The following is a 19831-nucleotide window of genomic DNA, read 5'->3' on the forward strand; positions in this document are numbered from 1 at the left end:
TTGTTGGAGGAGATCGCGGGCGTGTCGTGAGCGCTTCTCCTCCAGTGGCAAGGCGGCCCGGCCTGGTAGGGTCCAGATCAAAAGGCAGGGAGGCCAGGTGTCGACAGTCGGCATCGTCGCTGAACGTCCGGGTGAAGCCCGCGTGTCGTCCAGCCCGAGCTCGGTGAAGAAGCTCGTCTCCCTGGGCTATGACGTGGTCGTGGAGCGCGGGGCCGGCGTGCGGGCCGCGTTCACCGACGAGGCGTTCGCCGCCGCGGGGGCGCGCATCGTCACCCGCGACGCCGCCTGGGCGACCGACATCGTGCTGAAGGTCGCGCCTCCCACCGACGACGAGATCGCCCTGCTGGCCGACGGCGCCACGCTCGTCGCGACCCTCAGCCCGGCTCTCCGTCCCGACCTCCTCGCCGCCCTCTCGCAGCGGGGGATCACCGCTCTCGCCCTCGACGCCGTGCCGCGCATCTCGCGGGCGCAGTCGATGGACGTCCTCAGCTCGATGGCGAACATCTCCGGCTATCGGGCCGTGGTGGAGGCCGCCCACGAATTCGGCCGGTTCTTCACCGGCCAGGTGACCGCCGCGGGCAAGGTGCCGCCCGCGAAGGTCCTGGTCGCCGGCGCGGGAGTGGCAGGTCTCGCCGCGATCGGCGCGGCCTCCAGCATGGGTGCGATCGTGCGGGCCACCGACCCTCGCCCGGAGGTCGCCGACCAGGTGCGCTCGATCGGTGGCGAGTACCTGGCGGTCGAGGTCGGCGAAACCATGGAGTCCGCCGACGGTTACGCCAAGCAGACCAGTGAGGCGTACGACCGCCGCGCCGCCGAGATCTACTCCGAGCAGGCGCGGGAGGTCGACATCGTCATCACCACCGCCCTGATCCCCGGTCGCCCGGCGCCCAAGCTGCTCACCGCAGACGACGTCGCGAGCATGCGGCCGGGCTCGGTCATCGTCGACATGGCCGCCGCCCAGGGCGGCAACGTGGCCGGCTCGGTCGCGGGGGAGCGGGTCGTGACCGAGGGCGGCGTGATCATCCTCGGCTACACGGACCTCCCGTCGCGGCTGCCCACCCAGTCGTCGCAGCTCTACGGCAACAACCTGGTCAGCCTCCTCACCCTGCTGACGCCGCAGAAGGACGGCCGGCTGACGCTCGACTTCGACGACGTCGTGCAGCGCTCGGTGACCGTGGTCCGCGACGGGGTGACGACCTGGCCGCCGCCGCCGGTGCAGGTGTCCGCGGCGCCTCCCGCCACGCGCGGCGCCTCCGACGCGGCCGCCGTCGCGGCGCCCGCGCCGAAGGAGCCGTGGCTCACCCCGGTGCGCCGGGCGGTGCTGACCGCGGTCGGGCTCGCGGTGCTGTTCCTGCTGACCGCGTTCTCGCCCGACCCCATCCCGCGGCACTTCACCGTGCTCGTGCTCGCAACCGTCATCGGCTTCTACGTGATCGGCAACGTGCACCACGCCCTCCACACGCCGCTGATGAGCGTCACCAACGCCATCTCGGGCATCATCGTCGTCGGCGCGATCGTGCAGATCACCACGCCCGACCTGACGGTGCAGGTGCTCGCGGCGATCGCGGTGCTGGTGGCCTCCATCAACATCTTCGGAGGCTTCGCGGTGACCCGGCGGATGCTCGCGATGTTCTCGCGCAGCGATGGCGGCGGGCCGGGCGGAGCGCGCCGGTGACCGCGGTCGCCGTGGCGGACGCCGCGTATCTCGTCGCTGCCGTCCTCTTCATCCTGAGCCTCGCCGGGCTGTCGCGTCACGAGTCCTCCCGGGGCGGGGTGCTGTACGGGATCGCCGGCATGGTCATCGCGCTCGCCGCGACGATCTGGCTCACCGCCGAGAACGCCCTGGCGCCGTCAGGTCTGGTGCTGATGGCCATCGCCGTGCTGATCGGCGCGACCATCGGGCTGTGGCGGGCACGGGTCGTGCAGATGACCGGCATGGCCGCAGCTGATCGCCCTGCTGCACAGCTTCGTCGGCCTCGCCGCGGTGCTCGTCGGCTGGAACGGCTACCTGTCGCACCCGCATCTGCCCGGTGCGCTCGCCGGAGTGCACAGCGCCGAGGTGGTCATCGGCATCTTCATCGGCGCTGTGACGTTCACCGGCTCGATCGTCGCCTACCTCAAGCTGTCGGCGCGGATCTCGTCGAAGCCGCTGGTGCTGCCCGGCAAGAACGCGCTCAACGTCGGCGCGCTCGTCGTCTTCGTCGCGCTCGCCGTCGGGTACGTGATCACGCCCGAGCTCTGGCTGCTTGCCGCCGTCACCCTGGTCGCCCTGGCGCTCGGAATCCACCTCGTCGCGTCGATCGGCGGCGGCGACATGCCTGTCGTCGTCTCGATGCTCAACAGTTACTCGGGCTGGGCCGCCGCCGCGTCGGGCTTCCTGCTCGACAACGACCTGCTGATCGTCACCGGTGCACTCGTGGGCTCCTCCGGTGCCTACCTGTCGTACATCATGTGCAAGGCGATGAACCGTTCGTTCCTGTCGGTGATCGCGGGAGGGTTCGGCATCGAAGCTCCGGCGGCGACGGGTGCGCAGGAGCAGGGCGAGTATCAGGAGGTCACGGCCGAGCAGACCGCCGAGCTGCTGAAGAGCGCGACCTCCGTGGTCATCACACCCGGCTACGGCATGGCCGTCGCGCAAGCGCAGTACCCGGTCGCCGAGCTGGTGAAGAAGCTGCGCGAGAGGGGCGTGGAGGTGCGGTTCGGCATCCACCCGGTCGCCGGCCGCCTGCCCGGCCACATGAACGTGCTGCTCGCCGAGGCGCGCGTGCCCTACGACATCGTGTTCGAGATGGACGAGATCAACGACTACCTGCGGACCACGGATGTCGTGCTCGTCATCGGCGCGAACGACACCGTCAATCCGGCTGCGGCGGAGGACCCGGGCAGCCCGATCGCCGGCATGCCGGTGCTGCGTGTGTGGGAGGCCGGCCAGGTCGTCGTGTTCAAACGGTCGATGGCCGCGGGCTACGCGGGTGTGCCGAACCCGCTGTTCTACCGGGAGAACGCGCGCATGCTGTTCGGCGATGCGCGCCAGGCAGTGGACGAGATCCTGGGGTATTTCTAGAGGTGTCGACTTCGATCGCAGTGGAGGCAGCATGACCGACCCGAGCACGCCCCCGGCGCCCGGCTGGTATGCGGACCCGTACCGGGAGGCGCCGCTGCGCTGGTGGGACGGAAGGCAGTGGACCCCGCAGGTCGGCGGTCACGCGCCGGGCGCGGCCGGCATGGGCGCGCGTCGTCCCCTGCCGGAAAGCACGCCGGTCTACACGCCGTGGATCTGGCTGGTGGTGCTGCTCCCGCTGGTGAGCATCCTTCTGCTCCTCGTGACGAACCCGTTCAGCGGCTACGCGCACCTCATGCAGAGTCTGGAGACCTCCGCACGCCCGTCGCCTCAGGCCATGCTGGAGGTCTACAGCCCGGCGTTCCTCATCGACACCCTCGTGGGCTGGCTGATCTTCGCCGCGATGATCGTCTTCTCCTGGCTCGACTACCGCGAGCTGGGCCGGCGCGGCCTGGAGCGCCCGTTCCACTGGGCGTGGTCGTTCCTGTCGAGCGCGATCTACGTGATCGGCCGCGGAGTCATCGTGCGCCGCGTCGCGCCCGGTCGCGGCCTCGTGCCGATCTGGGTGATGATCGCGGTCGTCGGCATCAGCCTGATCGCCACCGGAACGCTTATCGCTGACCTGATGGCGACGATCATCCACGACATGCCGGCTCCCGGGGTCGGAGCCTGACGACCCGGTGTCGGGCCGCGCACGGAACGTCCGTTATGATGGTCGTCGTGCGTCCGCCCGCGGGCGCTCAGGAGACGTCGCATAGTCAGGCCTAGTGCACCACCCTGCTAAGGTGGAGTGCCCGTTAAGGGCACCGTGGGTTCAAATCCCACCGTCTCCGCAACAAAAGTGCTGATAGGCGATAGTTTATAAAGCTATGTGGCGCACTAGTCGAGGCCGTTCAAACTTTCAGGAACCGCGCCCCAGGACAGCGCTGGGACAGCAGGTGTGTCCAGAAGGGCGAGAGCTGCCCGGTTGGCATCAATGCCGAGGACATGAGCGTAGGTGGACAGCAGCACTGTCGGGTTCTTGTGCCCAGACCACTCGGCGGCAGTCTTGACGTCTACGCCGCGAAGCAGCCAATACGAAATTGCGAAGTGTCTCAGCGCATGGATCGTGAGTCCGCGGCACGTAGTCGCATTCCACTGCACTTGACGGCGGAACAAGTTTCCTCGCAACTGCTTTCCCGTTTTCGAACGAAACAGGTGTGCTCCGGGAGGAACGCCCTCAACTCGAGGGGCCACGATCTCTAAGGCCCGCGGGCGCAGAGGAATCGTTCGGGACCGTACCTCGCCAGAGTTGCTCTTCAGTGTCTTTTCGGCGTAGCCATCTGATTGTGCGCGCCATACATGTAACGCTGGCATCGGAATCTGCGCCACATCTTCAACGCGTAACGCCCTCAGTTCTGACCACCGCAGGCCGGTGAGCCCGAGAAATTCAGTCACCTCGGCCATTGCGGGGTCAACTAGCCGCTGCGCCGCGATGGTTCTCGACATCTCTTCGGGCGTCCATGTATCCGCTTTGGGTCGCGAAGGGAGGCCGACAACCACAGGCATACGAGCACTCCGGACGGGGTTCGCCGGTGCGAAATGTTCTGAGACGGCGTACTCGAATAGAGCGGAGAGGGTGACTCTCATCCGGGTAACGGTTGAACGCGCGAATCCGCCGGCCAGCAGACCCGCTAGGAGGTCGTGCACGTCGGATGCGGTGATCGTGGATACCGGTCGACGCAGCCACGTCGAAGGCACGTGGCGGAGGTTGTCCGAGTCGGTACGCCACGTGTGCGGAGAAACGCGCGTCTGCCGGGCGTTGAGAAACCGAGCTATCAACCCGGCGACAGGCAGCAGTGACAAGGAAGGAGAGGGAATTCCTCCCAGCGAGAGAACGCGGTACTGCTCATTCTCCCAAGCCTGGGCGTCCGCCTTTCGCTCGAATGATCGAGTTCCCACCACTACGTGGTCCAGAAAGACGCGCACACGATATTTGCCTGAAGGCCGCTTGTCGATTGCCATTACGGCATCACCACATGGGAACCCGTTAGCTCCTCGACGTCAGCTAGCCGGTACCGACGTATCCGTGGAGTGAGGTTCACCGGGCTCAGCGGACAGGTCCCTTGATCGACCAGGCGCGCGAGTGTGGTCCGGTCGATTCGGAGTATCGCTGCCGTCTCTGCTTCGGTCAGAAGTAATGGCGCAACGGTATTCGCGTTGCTCCGGTCCTGGCCCTTTCTACTGTTCATATCGCCTCCATCTGCTCTTACTTTGGTCTGCGCTCGTTTCGTTGGCGATCAATCACTGAATGCGACTCGAATCGTCGACATCTGGGGACGGCAGCGCTTCCAACTCGAAGCGCGCGGCTTCGAGGCACAGCGCGATCTGTTGCGCTTGCTCTGCGGCCCTTCGCACGAGGCAAGCAATGAGTCGTTCGCGAACGGATGTAAGGGAGGTCTCGTCTTCACGAAGCGATCGCTCGAAGCCTCTTGCCAATCGGCTCAGCACCTCGCCGAAGTTGTAGCCGCCGGCAGCCTCGAGATTCGCAAGGATGTCGCACAGTTCGTGCGCCGGGATTGGCCTCCCAATAACTGTCACGCTCAAGTGGTGCATCCCGTCGAACAAGTCAATGCTTATCTGTTTTGTACTGCGCATCATCACTCCCGGTTTCCGGAGCTGAACGCGCGGAATAGTGCTTCGTCGATGTTGCTCAGACGCATGTCCTAGTTCCTCCGTCTAGTTGCAGATGACAGTGCCGGTTGGTGCGCACAACAGTCAGTGCACACGGCCGAATCTGACAGTGGAAGGCCAGACGAGTGTCAGAATGTGTCAGAGGTTGCAGGCAAGATCTGGTTTGGGGAGCCTCATGACTGTGAATCAAAGAGCGGCTGGCGTCGGAACTGGGCGCCTCTTGGCCGAGCAGATGGATAAGCAGCGGACAAGCATCCGTGACCTCGCTTCTCGCGCGGGATGCGACGAGCGCACCGTTCAACGCGCGATCCGGGGCGAGACCACGCCCAAGACTCGGATCGCCGAAGAGATCGCTGCGGCCCTCGGCGTCACCGCTGAGGATCTATGGCCACGGTTCGGCATTCGACACGCCATTCACGACGCGACCATCGAAGTCCGATTGTTCCCGTCGCGGGCCCACGTGCCGATCGACCTATGGCGTGAGATGTTCGAAGCCGCCACCGAGCGCATCGATATCTGCGTCTACGGCGGCACATTCCTCTGGGACGCGCTTCACGGATTCACCCGCATCATCAAAGACGCGGCCTCGCGCGGCACGAAGATCCGATTTGCGATCGGTGCGCCTGATTCAGTCGGCGTCCTGCAACGCGGCTCCGAAGAGAGGATCGGCGACGCACTCGCCGCGCGCTGCAAAATGACGCTGGTGCACCTCGAACCGCTGAACGACGTCGATGGGGTTGAGATTCGCACGCACGGCACGCCGCTCTACACGTCGATGTTCTTCATCGACGACATGCTCTACGCCAATCACCACATCTTCGGCTCCCCAGCCGGCGAAAACCCCGTGATCGAGCTCCCCAGAGAGGCCGAGCCCGAGTTGTGGGACACGTACGCGGTCGCGTTCGATGCTGTGTGGAGCAGTGCGACGCCAGCCGAGTTCCCGATCGAAAGCTGAGGCAGTGGCGCGACTCGACTACTACAACGACCCTGACGCGCCGAAGGCGAACAGCGTCGTCCCATCGACCACGGCTGTAGTACTTGACGAGCGGGGGCGCATCGCGCTCGTGCATCGAAAAGACAACGGCCTCTGGGCATTGCCCGGCGGCGGCATGGAACTCGGCGAAAGCATTGAGGAGTGCGCTGTGCGCGAAGTCAAGGAAGAGACCGGCCTCGACGTGGAGCTCACCGGCCTCGTCGGCATCTACACGAACCCCCATCACGTCATGAAGTACGACGATGGAGAAGTCCGGCAGCAATTCTCGATCTGCTACACGACCAAGCTGATCGGCGGCGAGCTTGCGTTCGACTCCGAGTCGACGGAAATCGCGTGGGTCGAACCCATGGAGATCGCTGCTCTGCCGATGCACCCTTCGATGAGGCTACGGATCGACCACTACCTCGAGCGACGTGATGGGCCCTACCTCGGCTGACTGGCCCCAGCGGGAGCCAACCGAAGCTGGTCCTTGATTCGGGCAACCGCGGCAAGCAACTCGTCAGACGATCGCGAGACCGCCGCATGCACCGGGTCATCGCGCGAATAGCGAGAAAGGATCTCTGATACGCGCCTGTCGGCCTCGATTGGCGTCCCATCGGGCGCCGTGGTCATGTCCGCGTACGTCACTACGTCTAGGACGTCACGGGGTGGTCGATCGAACTCCGCCAGCTCGGCGTCAAGCCCGCGCTCGATTGCTTCGGCACTGGCTCCCGAGTGGTGGGCAATGAGTGAGACAACCAGAGCGGGCATACCCGCACACTTGGCGAATCTCGCACCATCCACGGGATGAAAACCTGTCATAGCGATACTCGGTGCGTAGCCGACGTCATGCAGCCACGCGGCGGCGACGATCGCATCGGCGTCTTTTTCGAGGAGCCTTGGGGCGATATCGGACGCAGTTTTCGCGACGCCAACGACGTGTGCCCAGCGCTGGGGCATAGCAACCGCCAAACGCTCCCTCGCGAGTGTTCGAGCTCGGTCGACAAGGTCCGTGTTCATCGCTACTTAGCGTAGGCGCATCGCGTGGACACGCGACCCGCAGTTACCCGAAGTCTGTATTGCATCCTCGCGCGGCATGATATGCGCCGGGCGGCGCTTCAATTGATCGAGTGGTGAGGCTGAAGTTCTACCATTGAACTACACTCGCGCGGCCCGGAACCCCAGTAAAACACTGGGAAGTAAGGCTGCCGCCCAGACTACCCGTTCAATGGTTTTTGGCCAAACTCACCGTTTACTCACCGCTTTGAACAGGTACTGCTACCGAAGCTCCCTCGAAAGCTCGGCAACGTGCGCATCCGGTGCGTCATACTCTTTCGCCTCATCGGCGCGGGACTTTGTACCCGCTGCACTGCCTCGCCGTGAGCCCACGCTGGTCGCAGAACTCGACTGAGGAGGCGGCCATGTACGGGTGGATGATGGGCGGCGCGGGGGCGTGGTGGATCGTGTGGCTGCTCGTTCCGCTGCTGATCATCGCCGTGGTCGTCGTGCTGGTCGTCACGCTGACCCGGCGCGGCCCGTCGGGTGGTTCCGGCGCGGTTCCTCCGCCGAACTCGTCGGCGAGGGCGATCCTCGATGAGCGGTATGCCCGGGGTGAGATCGATCACGAGGAGTACATCCGGCGACGGGACGAGCTCGGGCGCTCAGGCGGTTAGGCCTCCGATCGGCGCTGGGGTCAGGAGCGCACGAGGCGGGCGATTGCGTCGCTCGCCTCTTTGATCTTGATGTCGGCCTCGTCGCCGCCCAGCCTGGCGGCGTCCACGACGCAGTGCTTGAGGTGGTCGTCGAGGAGGCCGACGGCGACGGCCTGCAGGGCGCTGGTGAGGGCGCTGATCTGGGTCAGGATGTCGATGCAGTACTGCTCTTCATCCACCATCCGTGAGATCCCCCGCGCCTGGCCTTCGATGCGCTTGAGGCGGTTCAGGTACTTGTCTTTGTCGGTGATGTAGCCGTACTCGGTGTGGTCGTGGTCGGTCATCGGGGGCCTTTCGTCAGTGGGAGAAGGACGGCGTCAGCGGGTGAGGATGGCCCGGGTGCTGAGCTCGGGGGCGAGGTCGAGCCGGCGGAGCAGTTGGGCGTTCAGGGCGACCACGACGGTCGACAGCGACATGAGGATCGCGCCGACGGACATGGGCAGCACGAAGCCGATCGGGGCGAGCACGCCGGCGGCGAGGGGGACGGAGATCAGGTTGTAGCCGGCGGCCCACCAGAGGTTCTGCTTCATCTTGCGGTAACTGGCGCGCGAGAGCTCGATGACCGAGAGCACGCTGCGCGGGTCGGAGCTCGCCAGGATGACACCGGCGGAGGCGATCGCGACGTCGGTTCCCGCGCCGATCGCGATGCCGACGTCGGCTTGCGCGAGGGCGGGTGCGTCGTTGACGCCGTCGCCGACCATCGCCACCTTCCGGCCCTCCTTCTGGAGTTCGGCGACGGTGCTGGATTTGTCCTCCGGTCGCACGTGCGCGTAGGTGCGGTCGATGCCGAGTTCGGCGGCGACCGCGTTCGCGACCGCTTCGGCGTCGCCGGTGATCATCACGACCTGGATTCCGAGCTTGTGGAGCGCGTCGACCGCCTCCCGGGACTCCGGACGGACCTCGTCGGCGAGCTTCAGTCCGCCGATCAGGGTGCCGTCGCGGAGGACGTGCAGGATGATCGCCCCCTCGCCGCGCCACGAATCGGCCTGGTCGACCTCGGTGGCTCCCGCATCCTCGAGAAGGCGCGGACCGCCGACACGGATCTCCGACCCGTCGACGGTGGCGGTCACACCGACGGCCGGGGAGGAGGAGAACCCCGTGGCAGTGGGCACGGTCAGCTCGCGCTCGCGGGCGGCGCGCACGATGGCGGTGGCCAACGGGTGCTCGCTGTCGGCCTCGGCCGCCGCTGCGAGGGCGAGGACCTCGTCCTCCGCCATCCCGCCGACGGGTGCGATCGCGGTGACGGTCGGCTCGCCCTTGGTCAGGGTGCCGGTCTTGTCGAACAAGACGGTGTCCACCGTTCGCATGCTCTCCAGCGCGAGCCGGTCCTTGACCAGCACACCGCCGCGGGCGGCGCGCTCGGTCGCGATGGAGACGACGAGCGGGATGGCGAGCCCGAGCGCGTGCGGGCAGGCGATCACGAGCACCGTGATGGTGCGTACGACCGCGTCGTCGGGGCTGCCGACGAGGGTCCAGACGATCGCCGTGATGATGGCGGCGCTGAGAGCGAACCAGAACAACAGTGCGGCGGCGCGGTCGGCGATGCGCTGGGCGCGGGAGGACGAGTTCTGCGCCTCGGTGACCAAGCGCTGGATGCCGGCGAGGGCGGTGTCGTCGCCGACGGCGGTGACCTCGACCCGGAGGCCGGAGTCGACTGCCACCGTTCCCGCGGTCACGGCATCCCCGTCGCCGCGGGAGACGGGGCGGGACTCGCCGGTCACCATCGACTCGTCCATCTCGGCGCGACCGTCCACGATCCGGCCGTCGGCGGGAACGCTTCCGCCGGGCCGGACCAGCACCACATCGCCCACGCGGAGATCGGCGGGGGCGACCTTCACGGTCGTGTCGCCCTCGACCCGCTCCGCCTCGTCGGGGAGGAGGGCGGCGAGGGAGTCGAGCGCCGAACTGGTCTGGGCGAGGGAGCGCATCTCGATCCAGTGGCCGAGCAGCATGATCACGATCAGGAGGGCGAGCTCCCACCAGAACTCCAGCTCGTGGTCGAGCAGGCCGAGGGTGGCTCCCCAGGAGGCGACGAACGCGACGGTGATCGCCAGTCCGATCAGCAGCATCATGCCCGGTGTGCGGCTCTTCAGCTCGCTGTAGGCGCCGCTGAGGAAGGGCCAGCCGCCCCAGACGTACATGACGGTGCCGAGTACGGGCGCGATCCAGAGTGCCCAGGCGGGCACGGTGTACCCGAGGATCATCGCGAACATCTGCGACGTCGCGACGACGGGAACGGCGACGATCAGGTTGATCCAGAACAGGCGCCGGAACTGCCCGACGTGATCGCCGTGGCCGGCGTGCCCCGAGTGCCCCCCGTGGCCGGAGTGCCCCGCGTGGCCGGCGTGGTCCATGCCAGCGTGGTCCATGCCCGAGTGGTCCATGCTGCCGTGATCCCTGGCGGCGCGGTCGCCGGTGGTGGGCATCTCGTGGGCCGCGGCTTCGGCGGTCCCGGTGTGCTGGTGGTGAGCGTGCGGGTCGGTCATGAGGTCACTTCCGTTGTGCGAATGCTCTGGTTCGAGTGTGACACCGTGCTCGGCACGATGCTGGTGAAGCTGCGCAGGCGCAGGCTGTTCCCGACGACGAACACGCTGGAGGCGGCCATGGCCGCTCCGGCGAGCATCGGGTTCAGCAGCCCGAGGGCGGCGATCGGGATGGCGGCGACGTTGTAGGCGAAGGCCCAGAAGAGGTTCGACTTGATCGTCCGGAGGGTCTTCCGGGAGAGCCGGATGGCGTCGACCGCGCCGCGCAGGTCGCCGCGCACCAGGGTGATGTCCGAGGCCTCTATGGCCGCATCCGTGCCGGTCCCCATCGCCAGGCCGAGGTCGGCCTGCGCGAGGGCGGGTGCGTCGTTGACGCCGTCGCCGACCATCGCGACGATCCGTCCCTCCTGCTGCAGCCCGGCGATCACGGCCACCTTGTCCTGAGGGAGGACCTCGGCGATGACCCGGTCGATACCCGCTTCGGCTGCGATCCGCTGGGCGACTGCCTGGTTGTCTCCGGTGAGGAGGATCGGCGTCAGCCCGAGCTTCCGGAGGCCGGCGACAGCCTCGGCGCTGGTCGGCTTGAGCGTGTCGGCCACGATGAGGATGCCGCGGGCCTGGCCGTCCCAGGCGACCGTCACGACCGTCTTGCCTCCGGCTTCGGCAGCCGATTTGCGGGCGTCGAGCTCTGGGCTGAGTGCGAGCGACCAGTCGGCCAGGAGCGAGTCGCGGCCGACGAGCACGGCGTGCCCCTCGACGACGCCCTGAACGCCTCGGCCTTCGATGTTCTGGAACTCGCCGACGGGTGGGAGAGCGCCGCCCTGCTCGGCGGCGGCCTTGGCGATTGCCTGCGCGATCGGGTGCTCGGAGGCGTGCTCGAGCGCGCCGGCCAGCCGCAGCAGGTCATCGCGGTCGGTGCCGGACTCCGGTGCCGTCTCGACGAGCGTCATGCGGCCGGTGGTCACCGTGCCGGTCTTGTCGAGCACGACGGTGTCGACAGTGCGGGTGGACTCGAGGACTTCGGGCCCCGTGATGAGGACTCCCAGCTGGGCTCCCCGTCCCGTCCCGACCAGCAGGGCGGTCGGCGTGGCCAGCCCGAGCGCGCAGGGGCAGGCGATCACGAGGACGGCGACGGCGGCGGTGAAGGCGGCGGCGACGGGGAACCCGGCGATCAGCCAGGCCGCGAGGGTCACGACAGCGATCCCGATCACGATCGGCACGAACACGGCCGAGACCCGGTCGGCCAACCGCTGAACCTCCGCCTTGCCCGTCTGCGCGTCCTCCACGAGCTTTGCCATCTGGGCGAGCTGTGTCTCGGACCCGACGCGGGTCGCCCGGACGACCAGCCGGCCGCCGGCGTTGACGGTGGCGCCGGCCACCGCGTCACCGGCGACGACCTCGACGGGGACGGACTCGCCGGTGAGCATCGACGCATCCACGGCCGAGCTGCCGGAGACGACGACGCCGTCGGTGGCGATCTTCTCTCCGGGGCGGACCACGAACTCGTCGCCCACCCGCAACTGCTCGACGGGGATCCGCGACTCCACCCCGCCGCGGAGCACCGCGACCTCCTTCGCGCCCAGTTCCAGCAGCGCGCGCAGGGCGGCTCCCGCCCGCCGCTTCGCCCGCTTCTCGAAGTAGCGCCCGGCGAGGATGAACACCGTCACCCCGGAGGCCACCTCCAGGTAGATGTTCGACGCGCCGTCCGAGGGCGCGAGCGTGAGCTCGAAGGCGTGCGTCATGCCGGGCATGCCCGCTGTGCCGAGGAGCAGTGCGTAGAGCGACCAGAGGAAGGCGGCTGTCACGCCCACGGAGATCAGGGTGTCCATCGTCGCCGCACCGTGCCGGAGGTTCGTCCATGCGGCCTTGTGGAACGGCCACGCACCCCAGACGGCGACCGGCGCCGCGAGCGTCAGGGAGGCCCACTGCCAGTACGTGAACTGGAGCGCCGGGACCATCGCCAGGGCGGCCACCGGCACGGTCAGCGCCACGGAGATCAGCAACCGTGTGCGCAAAGAGGCGAGCTCCGCGTCGACCGGTTCCGTCGCGGCCTGCTCGGCAGGAGGAGTCGGCGGTGCGGGCACGGCGGCGGTGTAGCCCGCCTTCTCCACTTCCGCGATCAGCGCGGCGACCTCGTACCCGCGAGGAGCGGTCACCTTCGCCTTCTCGGTGGCGTAGTTGACCGTCGCGGTGACTCCATCGAGCTTGTTCAGCTTCTTCTCGACCCGCATCGCGCAGGAGGCACAGGTCATCCCGCCGATCTCGAGCTCTACAGCCGTGTTCGGCTCATCGGCCGGGGTCGTGATGCTCATGTGAACCTCCTCGATCAGAGTGCCGTGGGCGCGGGTCGCTGTGCTGGGTCTTTCAGGCGCGTACGGCGGAATAGCCGGCCTCTTCGACCGCGGCCAGCACCGCAGAGTCGTCGATCGGCTCGGCCGAGCTCACGACCAGCTTTCCGGTCTGCGCGCTCACGGTGAGGGCGGTCACGCCCGCCACCCGCTCGACTTCTTCACGGACGGACATCTCGCAGTGGCCACAGGTCATGCCGGTCACCTGGTACACGTTCTCGCGCATCATCGATCCTTTCGTCGAATACCCCTAATGGGTATGACGATCACGATAACACGCATACCCCCAGAAGGTATTCCCGGCTTGTCGAAAGGATCCCGAAGGGACGTTCGGCCCGGTGGCGAGAGCATCGCACGACCTAGCCTTCGAGCATCACCGTCACATCAGGGGGTCCTCATGAGAAGATCGGCCACGACATACGCCTCGGTGCTCGGCATCGCGCTGCTCACAGCGACGGCGGGTTGCAGCGTCACCGGACCGGGCAGCGGCGGCACCGCTCCCGCCGAGCCGCCGTCGCCTACGGCGTCCGCACCAGCATCCGTCTCTCCCGCTCCGACGGATGAGGCGGCGCGCCTGCAGTATCTGATCGAGGAGGAGAAGCTCGCGCACGACGTGTATCAGCGGTTCGATGAGCTTTGGGGCGTCCGGATCTTCAGCAACATCATGGCGAGCGAGGTGACGCACCAGCAGCTCCTGGTGCCGCTGCTCGCCTCGAAGGGCATCGCGGATCCGCGGTCGTCGACGGCCGGGGAATTCTCCGATCCGGACATCCAACGCCTGTACGACCAGCTCGTGCAGCAGGGGAGCGCGAGTCTGACGGAGGCGTACAAGGCGGGAGTGGCCATCGAGCAGAAGGACATCGCCGACCTGAGCGCGGATCTGAAGACGACCACCGACGCCGCCACGACTGCGGTCCTGCAGCGGCTGCTCGCCGGTTCGCGGAACCACCTGCAGGCGTTCGAGTCGCAGCTCGACTAGCGTTCGCGGCGCCCTCGGGCTCGCGTGTTCCTGCGGTCGATGGCCGCCCAGATGAGCTTGTCGGCTTCGACGATGGCGAGGACGGTCAGGGCGAGCGCCGCCATCATCGCCCACTCGGTGAGCGTCAGCGGGGCGAGCCCGAGAAGGAGCGTCGCCGCGGGCCAGGCGAGCAACGCGGCGACGACCAGAACCGACCCGAACGCGGTGGCGAACAGCAGCGGGTTGCTGAACGGGTTCAGGCGCAGGAGCGACGCCGTCTCGGCGCGGGCGTTTCCGACCTGGAACACGTTGAAGATCACGAACAGCACCAGTGCGAGGGTTCTCGCGTGCTCGACGCTGTCGCCGACATGGAGGGCCCACCCGAAGACGAGGAGCACGATCAGTCCCATCCACGCGCCGGTGATGAACGTGCGATACCAGAGACGTCGCGACAGGACGCCTTCCTGGGGTGAGCGGGGCGGCCGGGAGAGCTCGTCTCCGCGGGCCGGTTCGAAGGCGAGGGCGATGTCCTGGATGCTGCTGGTGACGACGTTGATGAACAGGATCTGCACAGGCAGGAACAACAGTGGCTGATCGAGGAGCACGTTGATCGAGAGCGCCAGCACGGCCGCGACAGCCGTGGAGAGCAGGAAGAAGGTCGCGTTCCTGATCGCGGCGAAGGTGACGCGACCTTGTTCGACGGCGTGGACGATGGTGACGAAGTCATCGTCGGTCAGTACCAGACCCGCCGCTTCCCGGGCGACGTCGGTGCCGGAGCGTCCCATCGCCACGCCGATCTGTGCGGCCCGGAGCGCTGGGGCGTCGTTGACGCCGTCGCCTGTGACCGCGACGACCTCGCCGCGGCTCTGCAACGCCCGGACGATGCGCAGTTTGTCCTGCGGGACCATCCGGGCGGCGACGCTGGTCTCCTCGAGTCTCGCGGCGAGCATGTTGTCGTCGAGTGTGCCGATCTCGGCTCCGGTCAGCGGCGGTCCTTCGGAGGCCAGGCCGAGGCGGGCGGCGATGGCTTCCGCGGTGGTCGGCTGGTCGCCGGTGACCATCTTCACGGCGATGCCGGCGGCCGCGCACGCCGCTATGGCGTCGGCGACGCCCTCGCGCGGGGGATCCGTCATCCCCTCCAGTCCGAGGAACTCCAGGCCTGCGGGCGGGGGCAGTGGGTCGCTGGTGAGTTCGTCCGGCCCCAGCCGGCGGGATGCGGTGGCCACCACGCGCAGCCCCTCGCGGGCCAGTACCGCGTTGGCCTCGCTGACCGTGCTCGCCTTCAGCGGCCGGGAACCGTGCAGTGTGCGCAGGCTGGTGCTCGCCGCGAGCAGGGTCTCCGGTGCGCCCTTGACATAGAGGAGGCGCTGCCCGCCGGGCACGGTGCGGACGGACTGCGAGTACCCCAGCACCGGCTCGTACGGCGTATGGCGTTCGGGAGCCGCCGTGATCTCGGTGGCCGAGACCGCGGATGCGTCCAGGGCCACGCTGCTCATCGCGACGTCGACGGGGTCGCCGTGGAACTCGCCTGTACCCGTGCGCGACGACTCGTTCGTGAGGGCTCCGGCCCGGAGGACGGCGACGGTATCGGGGTCCGCGGGCATGCCTGGTTCCCAGTACCCTCCGACAGTCCAGACCTGCTCGACGGTCAATCGGTTCTGGGTGAGGGTCCCGGTCTTGTCCGAGGCGATCACGGTAGTCGATCCGAGCGTCTCGACGGCGGGCAGCCTTCGCACGATCGCATTGCGGCGGGCCATCCGGGAGATCCCCACGCTGAGAGCGATGGTCAGGATGACGGGCATCGACTCCGGGATGGCCGCCACCGTCAGGGCGACCGCTGTCTGGAACATCTCGCCGACGGTGAAGCCGCTGACCAGCCCGGCGACGAAGAGGAACAGGACGGCCACCAGGATGGCGCCGCCGATCCGCCACTCCAGCGTCCGGGTCATCACCTGCAGCGGGGTGGGCGGCGGCGGTGCCGTCATCAGTTGCTCGATCGCGCCCAGCTCCGTGCTCGGCCCGGTGGCCACGACCACGCCGAGGCCGCGGCCGCTGGTGACGAGCGCGCCGCTGAAGGCCATGTCGTGGCGTTCCGCGACCGGCGCACCCTGGTGCACGGGCGTGGTGGTCTTGGCCACGGGGAGGGATTCGCCGGTCAGCATCGATTCGTCCACCCGGAGGCGGTTCGCCTCCACGATCCGCAGATCGGCGGGAACCCGTTCGCCGCCGACCACGGCCACGATGTCTCCCGGTACCAGCTCGGAGGCCGGGATGACCCGGATGGTCCCGTCGCGGCGCACATGAGCGACGGAGGAGGAGAGGGACCGGAGGGCATGCACCTCCCGTTCTGCTTTGCGCTCCTGCCAGTACCCGAGCGTCACGGTGAGCACGAGCACGACGCCGATCGCGGCGGCGTCCACCCAGTGCTGCTGGACGATCGTGATCAGGTTGGCGACGACCATGATGCCGATCAGCGGGCTGACGAATTGCCGCAACAGCACCACCCACCACCGGGTGGGCGGTGCGAGAGGGAGCGAATTCTCCCCGTACCGCTGCTGCCGGGTCGTCACCTCCGTCAACGCCAGCCCCAACGGCGACGTTCCCAGCCGCCGGAGCGCGGCGTCAGCGCTCATCGAATGCCAGTTCGGCGTCGCCCGGGCTTCCGCCCCGTCGGGCTCCGGCGGCCGCAGCGGGCGCGGGTCAGCCATGCGCCGACGGCTCCGCCTCCTCAGGGTGGACGATGAGCACGGGACAGTGGGCATGTGCTGCGCACTGCGAGCTCACTGAGCCGAGCAACAGGCCCGCGAAGCCTCCACGTCCCCGGCTGCCGACCACCAGCATCTCGGCGCCGCGCGAGCCGTCGATCAGCACATCCGCCGCGCCGCCCCGTTCGGCGCTGGTGGTGAACCACGGCGGCTGCCCGTCCGTTGCGAAGATGTCGGCAGTCATCGTGGTGAGTACCCGCTCCGCGTCCTGGCGCACCTCGTCGGGCAGGATCACCTGCGCGTCGAAGATGAGCGTCGGATACTCCCAGGCGTGAACGGCGTGGACGGGAAGGTGCAGCTGCTCACCCAACTCGATCGCCCGCCGCAATGCCGCTGCTGACGGCGCCGAGCCGTCGACACCGACCAGCACACCGGGACGGGCCCACGGAAGCCAGTGGGGATGGGGATGATCCTTGCCTCGATCGTCAGTCATGGCGTTGAGTGTTGTGGCCCAGTGCGCGGCGGGCAAGAGGCAAAGGTCCTCCCCGTGGTTGCGATGGAGTCGATAGGCTTCGGACCACCCCAGGAAGGCAGGTGGTCACTGTGGCTGAGCCGAGCGCAGCGGAGTCAGGAGCCGTGGTGGTCGGCCACGACAGCTCCCACCATGCCGACCTGGCCCTGGTGAGAGCCATCGAGTTCGCCGAGCTTTTCGCGGCCCCGCCGTTGGACCATCGACGACCATCCGTCCGGGCTGCTGTGGAGCGACGGGTACGTCCCGTCCTTCGACGAGGCCTCCGCCACGGTTCGAGACCAACTGCGAACAGACGCCGGGGTGATCGCCGGACGACATCCGGAGGCCGATGTGCGCTTCATCGGTGCCCTCGGCGACCCGGGCCAGGCCCTCGTCGATGCGGCCTCGGCTGCTGCCCTGCTCGTGGTCGGCAATCGAGGCCGTGGTGGCTTCCGCAGCCTTCTCCTCGGCTCGGTCAGTTCCCATAGCGCACACCGAGCCGTGTGCCCGACGTTGGTCGTCCCGCACGTTCACCCGACGGGTTGAAGCCCGTCCGGGCTCATCGGGTACGGACCCTCAGCCCTCGCCGCCCAGTTGCCCGGTGAGTCGCGCGTGAAAGCGGGTGCTGGCCTGGTTCATGCCCTCGACGGTCACGGTCTTGCCGTGCCGGGCGTAGCGCGTCTCGATGGCGTCGAGCGCCGCCACGGTCGAGGCGTCCCAGACGTGTGAGCCGCTCAGGTCGATGGTGACATGCTGCGGGTCGCACGCATAGTCGAAGCGGCGGGTGAGCTCGTTGCTGGTGGCGAAGAACAGTTCGCCGTCCACCTGGTAGTGCGCGGTGCCGTCGGCCGGCAGGGTGCGCGTCACTGTCGTGACGGCTGCGACGCGGCGGGCGAAGACGATCATGGCGGCGATCACGCCGACGACGACGCCGATGGAGAGGTCGTTGGTGGCGACCACGACGGCGACGGTGAGGACCATGACGGTGGTCTCGCCCGCGGGCATGCGCTTGAGCGTCGAGGGGCGCACGGAGTGCCAGTCGAATGTGCCGACGCACACCATGACCATGACCGCGACGAGTGCGGCCATGGGGATCTGATTGACGAGGTCGTGGAAGACGGCCATGAGGATCAGCAGGAACACGCCCGCCGAGAACGTGGAGAGTCGGGTGCGGGCGCCGGATTCGCGCACGTTGATCATGGTCTGGCCGATCATGCCGCAGCCGCCCATGCCTCCGAAGAATCCGGAGGCGATCTGTGCGATGCCCTGACCGATGGACTCGCGGGTCTTGTTCGAGCCGGTCTCGGTGATGTCGTCGACGAGCTTCGCCGTCATCAGCGACTCCACCAGCCCCACCAGAGCCGCCGCCAGCGCGAACGGGCCGATGATCGTGAGCGTGTGCAGCGTGAACGGCACGTGCGGGAAGAACAGGTCGGGCAGTCCCGCAGGCACCTTACCGTCGTCTCCGACGGTGGGCACGGTGAGATTGCCGAGCAGAGTGATCGCGGTGATCGCGATCACGGCGACGAGCGGAGCCGGGACGGCTTTCGTGACGCGCGGGAAGAAGACGATGATCAGGATGCCCAGCCCGACGAGCGGATACACCAGCCAGGTCACGTGGATCAGGTGCGGCAGCTGGGCGATGAAGATCAGGATCGCCAGTGCGTTCACGAAGCCGACCATCACGCTGCGGGGGATGAAGCGCATCAGCTTCGCGAACCCGACCGCGCCCAGCGCGATCTGCAGGAGCCCGGCGAGCATGATCGTGGCGACCAGATAGTCGAGGCCGTGCTCCCGGGCGACGGGCGCGACGACGAGTGCGATCGAGCCGGTTGCGGCACTGATCATCGCTCGCCGGCCTCCCGTGATCGAGATGACGATCGCCATGATCACCGAGGAGTAGAGGCCCACGCTCGGGCTCACGCCGGCGACGATCGAGAACGAGATCGCCTCCGGGATCAGGGCCAGCCCGACGACGAGGCCGGCCAGCAGTTCACGGGTCAGCAGCCGCGGGCGGCGTACCGCGTCGATCACCCGCACGTCGCCGTCATCGGTCGGCACGCCGACCGTGGCGGCCAGCACCAGCTGTTTCAGGCTCGAGGGCATGGATCGACTCCTTGAGGGCGCGCCGCGGCGCGTCGGTCGGGGGTGTTCGCTGCGGGTCGGCACACGGGCGACCGGCGAGATAGTCAGGGGGAGGCGGAGCCATCAGGGCCCGGCCTCAACACTACCCGGTGGACGCCCTGCGCCGGTCTCCCGACGACGCAGCTGCGCGCGCCCGGCTCGACGGCTTCCTCGCCGACACGCAGGAACGCCGGGTGGACCTCGCCCGCCAACTCGAGATGGCCGACGAGTTCAGCGCGCTACTCCGCGAACTCTGACGGAACGCCGGAATCCGTGAGACGTC

19 protein-coding genes, 1 tRNA gene and 1 pseudogene are annotated in these 19831 nt (G+C 67.8%); 10 read left to right on the forward strand and 11 right to left on the reverse strand.

The window, feature by feature from the left end:
• Positions 1-97 precede the first annotated feature (97 nt).
• From Q0Q23_RS01570 to Q0Q23_RS01585, 4 genes and pseudogenes are all read left to right on the forward strand, one after another.
• The gene (locus Q0Q23_RS01570) at positions 98-1675 is read left to right on the forward strand and encodes a Re/Si-specific NAD(P)(+) transhydrogenase subunit alpha (RefSeq protein ID WP_295118276.1); all 1578 of its coding nucleotides are present in this window, start codon (positions 98-100) and stop codon (positions 1673-1675) included.
• Positions 1672-3064 (forward strand): annotated as a pseudogene (pntB, locus tag Q0Q23_RS01575) (Re/Si-specific NAD(P)(+) transhydrogenase subunit beta). Before Q0Q23_RS01570 ends, pntB begins: the two are co-directional and overlap by 4 nt.
• Positions 3065-3095: 31 nt before the next feature.
• Positions 3096-3734, forward strand: a complete 639-nt coding sequence (locus tag Q0Q23_RS01580) for a DUF2510 domain-containing protein (RefSeq protein ID WP_295118279.1) — start codon at positions 3096-3098, stop codon at positions 3732-3734.
• A gap of 70 nt (positions 3735-3804) precedes the next feature.
• Positions 3805-3894 (forward strand) — tRNA-Ser (locus tag Q0Q23_RS01585).
• Between the two features lie 46 nt (positions 3895-3940).
• On the opposite strand, the gene Q0Q23_RS01590 is transcribed toward Q0Q23_RS01585, so the two are convergent.
• The 3 genes from Q0Q23_RS01590 to Q0Q23_RS01595 are packed head-to-tail and all read right to left on the reverse strand — an operon-like array spanning position 3941 to position 5704.
• Positions 3941-5065 carry a tyrosine-type recombinase/integrase gene (locus tag Q0Q23_RS01590; RefSeq protein WP_295118282.1) on the reverse strand — a complete coding sequence of 375 codons (1125 nt, stop codon included), beginning with the start codon at positions 5063-5065 and terminating at the stop codon, positions 3941-3943.
• The gene (locus Q0Q23_RS19965; protein WP_363316228.1) at positions 5065-5292 is read right to left on the reverse strand and encodes a helix-turn-helix domain-containing protein; all 228 of its coding nucleotides are present in this window, start codon (positions 5290-5292) and stop codon (positions 5065-5067) included. The genes Q0Q23_RS01590 and Q0Q23_RS19965 overlap by 1 nt, the downstream gene beginning before the upstream one ends.
• Positions 5293-5344: 52 nt before the next feature.
• Positions 5345-5704 carry a hypothetical protein gene (locus Q0Q23_RS01595; protein WP_295118286.1) on the reverse strand — a complete coding sequence of 120 codons (360 nt, stop codon included), beginning with the start codon at positions 5702-5704 and terminating at the stop codon, positions 5345-5347.
• 250 nt (positions 5705-5954) lie between these two features.
• On the opposite strand from Q0Q23_RS01595, the gene Q0Q23_RS01600 reads away from it, so the two are divergent.
• Both Q0Q23_RS01600 and Q0Q23_RS01605 read left to right on the forward strand, forming a co-directional pair.
• A complete protein-coding gene (locus Q0Q23_RS01600; protein ID WP_295118291.1) occupies positions 5955-6689 on the forward strand; it encodes a helix-turn-helix domain-containing protein in 735 nt (244 codons plus the stop codon).
• A 4-nt stretch (positions 6690-6693) separates the two neighbouring features.
• The gene (locus Q0Q23_RS01605; protein ID WP_295118294.1) at positions 6694-7164 is read left to right on the forward strand and encodes an NUDIX hydrolase; all 471 of its coding nucleotides are present in this window, start codon (positions 6694-6696) and stop codon (positions 7162-7164) included.
• Here the strand turns inward: Q0Q23_RS01605 and Q0Q23_RS01610 are convergent.
• A complete protein-coding gene (locus Q0Q23_RS01610; RefSeq protein ID WP_295118297.1) occupies positions 7152-7727 on the reverse strand; it encodes an HD domain-containing protein in 576 nt (191 codons plus the stop codon). The genes Q0Q23_RS01605 and Q0Q23_RS01610 overlap by 13 nt on opposite strands.
• A gap of 359 nt (positions 7728-8086) precedes the next feature.
• Here Q0Q23_RS01610 and Q0Q23_RS01615 point away from each other — a divergent pair, with 359 nt between their 5' ends.
• Positions 8087-8380 carry an SHOCT domain-containing protein gene (locus Q0Q23_RS01615; protein WP_295118300.1) on the forward strand — a complete coding sequence of 98 codons (294 nt, stop codon included), beginning with the start codon at positions 8087-8089 and terminating at the stop codon, positions 8378-8380.
• Positions 8381-8400: 20 nt separating this feature from the next.
• Here the strand turns inward: Q0Q23_RS01615 and Q0Q23_RS01620 are convergent, their stop codons facing one another.
• The 4 genes from Q0Q23_RS01620 to Q0Q23_RS01635 form a co-directional block, all read right to left on the reverse strand.
• Positions 8401-8703, reverse strand: coding sequence for a metal-sensitive transcriptional regulator (locus Q0Q23_RS01620; protein ID WP_295118303.1), 303 nt, complete (start codon positions 8701-8703; stop codon positions 8401-8403).
• A gap of 33 nt (positions 8704-8736) precedes the next feature.
• Positions 8737-10773 (reverse strand): heavy metal translocating P-type ATPase, encoded by a 2037-nt coding sequence (locus tag Q0Q23_RS01625; RefSeq protein ID WP_295118650.1) that lies wholly within the window; start codon positions 10771-10773, stop codon positions 8737-8739.
• A gap of 128 nt (positions 10774-10901) precedes the next feature.
• A complete protein-coding gene (locus Q0Q23_RS01630; RefSeq protein ID WP_295118306.1) occupies positions 10902-13214 on the reverse strand; it encodes a cation-translocating P-type ATPase in 2313 nt (770 codons plus the stop codon).
• A 52-nt stretch (positions 13215-13266) separates the two neighbouring features.
• Positions 13267-13476 (reverse strand): heavy-metal-associated domain-containing protein, encoded by a 210-nt coding sequence (locus Q0Q23_RS01635; RefSeq protein ID WP_295118653.1) that lies wholly within the window; start codon positions 13474-13476, stop codon positions 13267-13269.
• Positions 13477-13647: 171 nt separating this feature from the next.
• Here Q0Q23_RS01635 and Q0Q23_RS01640 point away from each other — a divergent pair, with 171 nt between their 5' ends.
• Positions 13648-14229, forward strand: a complete 582-nt coding sequence (locus tag Q0Q23_RS01640) for a DUF2202 domain-containing protein (protein WP_295118309.1) — start codon at positions 13648-13650, stop codon at positions 14227-14229.
• Here the strand turns inward: Q0Q23_RS01640 and Q0Q23_RS01645 are convergent.
• Together Q0Q23_RS01645 and Q0Q23_RS01650 are read right to left on the reverse strand one after the other, a co-directional pair.
• Complete coding sequence (locus tag Q0Q23_RS01645; protein ID WP_295118312.1) at positions 14226-16916, reverse strand: HAD-IC family P-type ATPase; 2691 nt, start codon at positions 16914-16916, stop codon at positions 14226-14228. The two genes, Q0Q23_RS01640 and Q0Q23_RS01645, sit on opposite strands and share 4 nt — an antisense overlap.
• Positions 16909-17406, reverse strand: a complete 498-nt coding sequence (locus Q0Q23_RS01650; protein ID WP_295118315.1) for a universal stress protein — start codon at positions 17404-17406, stop codon at positions 16909-16911. The genes Q0Q23_RS01645 and Q0Q23_RS01650 overlap by 8 nt, the downstream gene beginning before the upstream one ends.
• Positions 17407-17727: 321 nt before the next feature.
• Here Q0Q23_RS01650 and Q0Q23_RS01655 point away from each other — a divergent pair, with 321 nt between their 5' ends.
• Positions 17728-17970, forward strand: a complete 243-nt coding sequence (locus Q0Q23_RS01655; protein WP_363316229.1) for a universal stress protein — start codon at positions 17728-17730, stop codon at positions 17968-17970.
• Positions 17971-18000: 30 nt separating this feature from the next.
• Here Q0Q23_RS01655 and Q0Q23_RS01660 read toward each other — a convergent pair whose 3' ends face one another.
• Complete coding sequence (locus Q0Q23_RS01660; RefSeq protein WP_295118321.1) at positions 18001-19530, reverse strand: SulP family inorganic anion transporter; 1530 nt, start codon at positions 19528-19530, stop codon at positions 18001-18003.
• 128 nt (positions 19531-19658) lie between these two features.
• Here Q0Q23_RS01660 and Q0Q23_RS01665 point away from each other — a divergent pair, with 128 nt between their 5' ends.
• Positions 19659-19805 carry a hypothetical protein gene (locus tag Q0Q23_RS01665; protein ID WP_295118324.1) on the forward strand — a complete coding sequence of 49 codons (147 nt, stop codon included), beginning with the start codon at positions 19659-19661 and terminating at the stop codon, positions 19803-19805.
• Positions 19806-19831 lie beyond the last annotated feature (26 nt).

The sequence above is a fragment of the uncultured Leifsonia sp. genome (assembly GCF_945957465.1).
GTDB lineage: Bacteria > Actinomycetota > Actinomycetes > Actinomycetales > Microbacteriaceae > Leifsonia.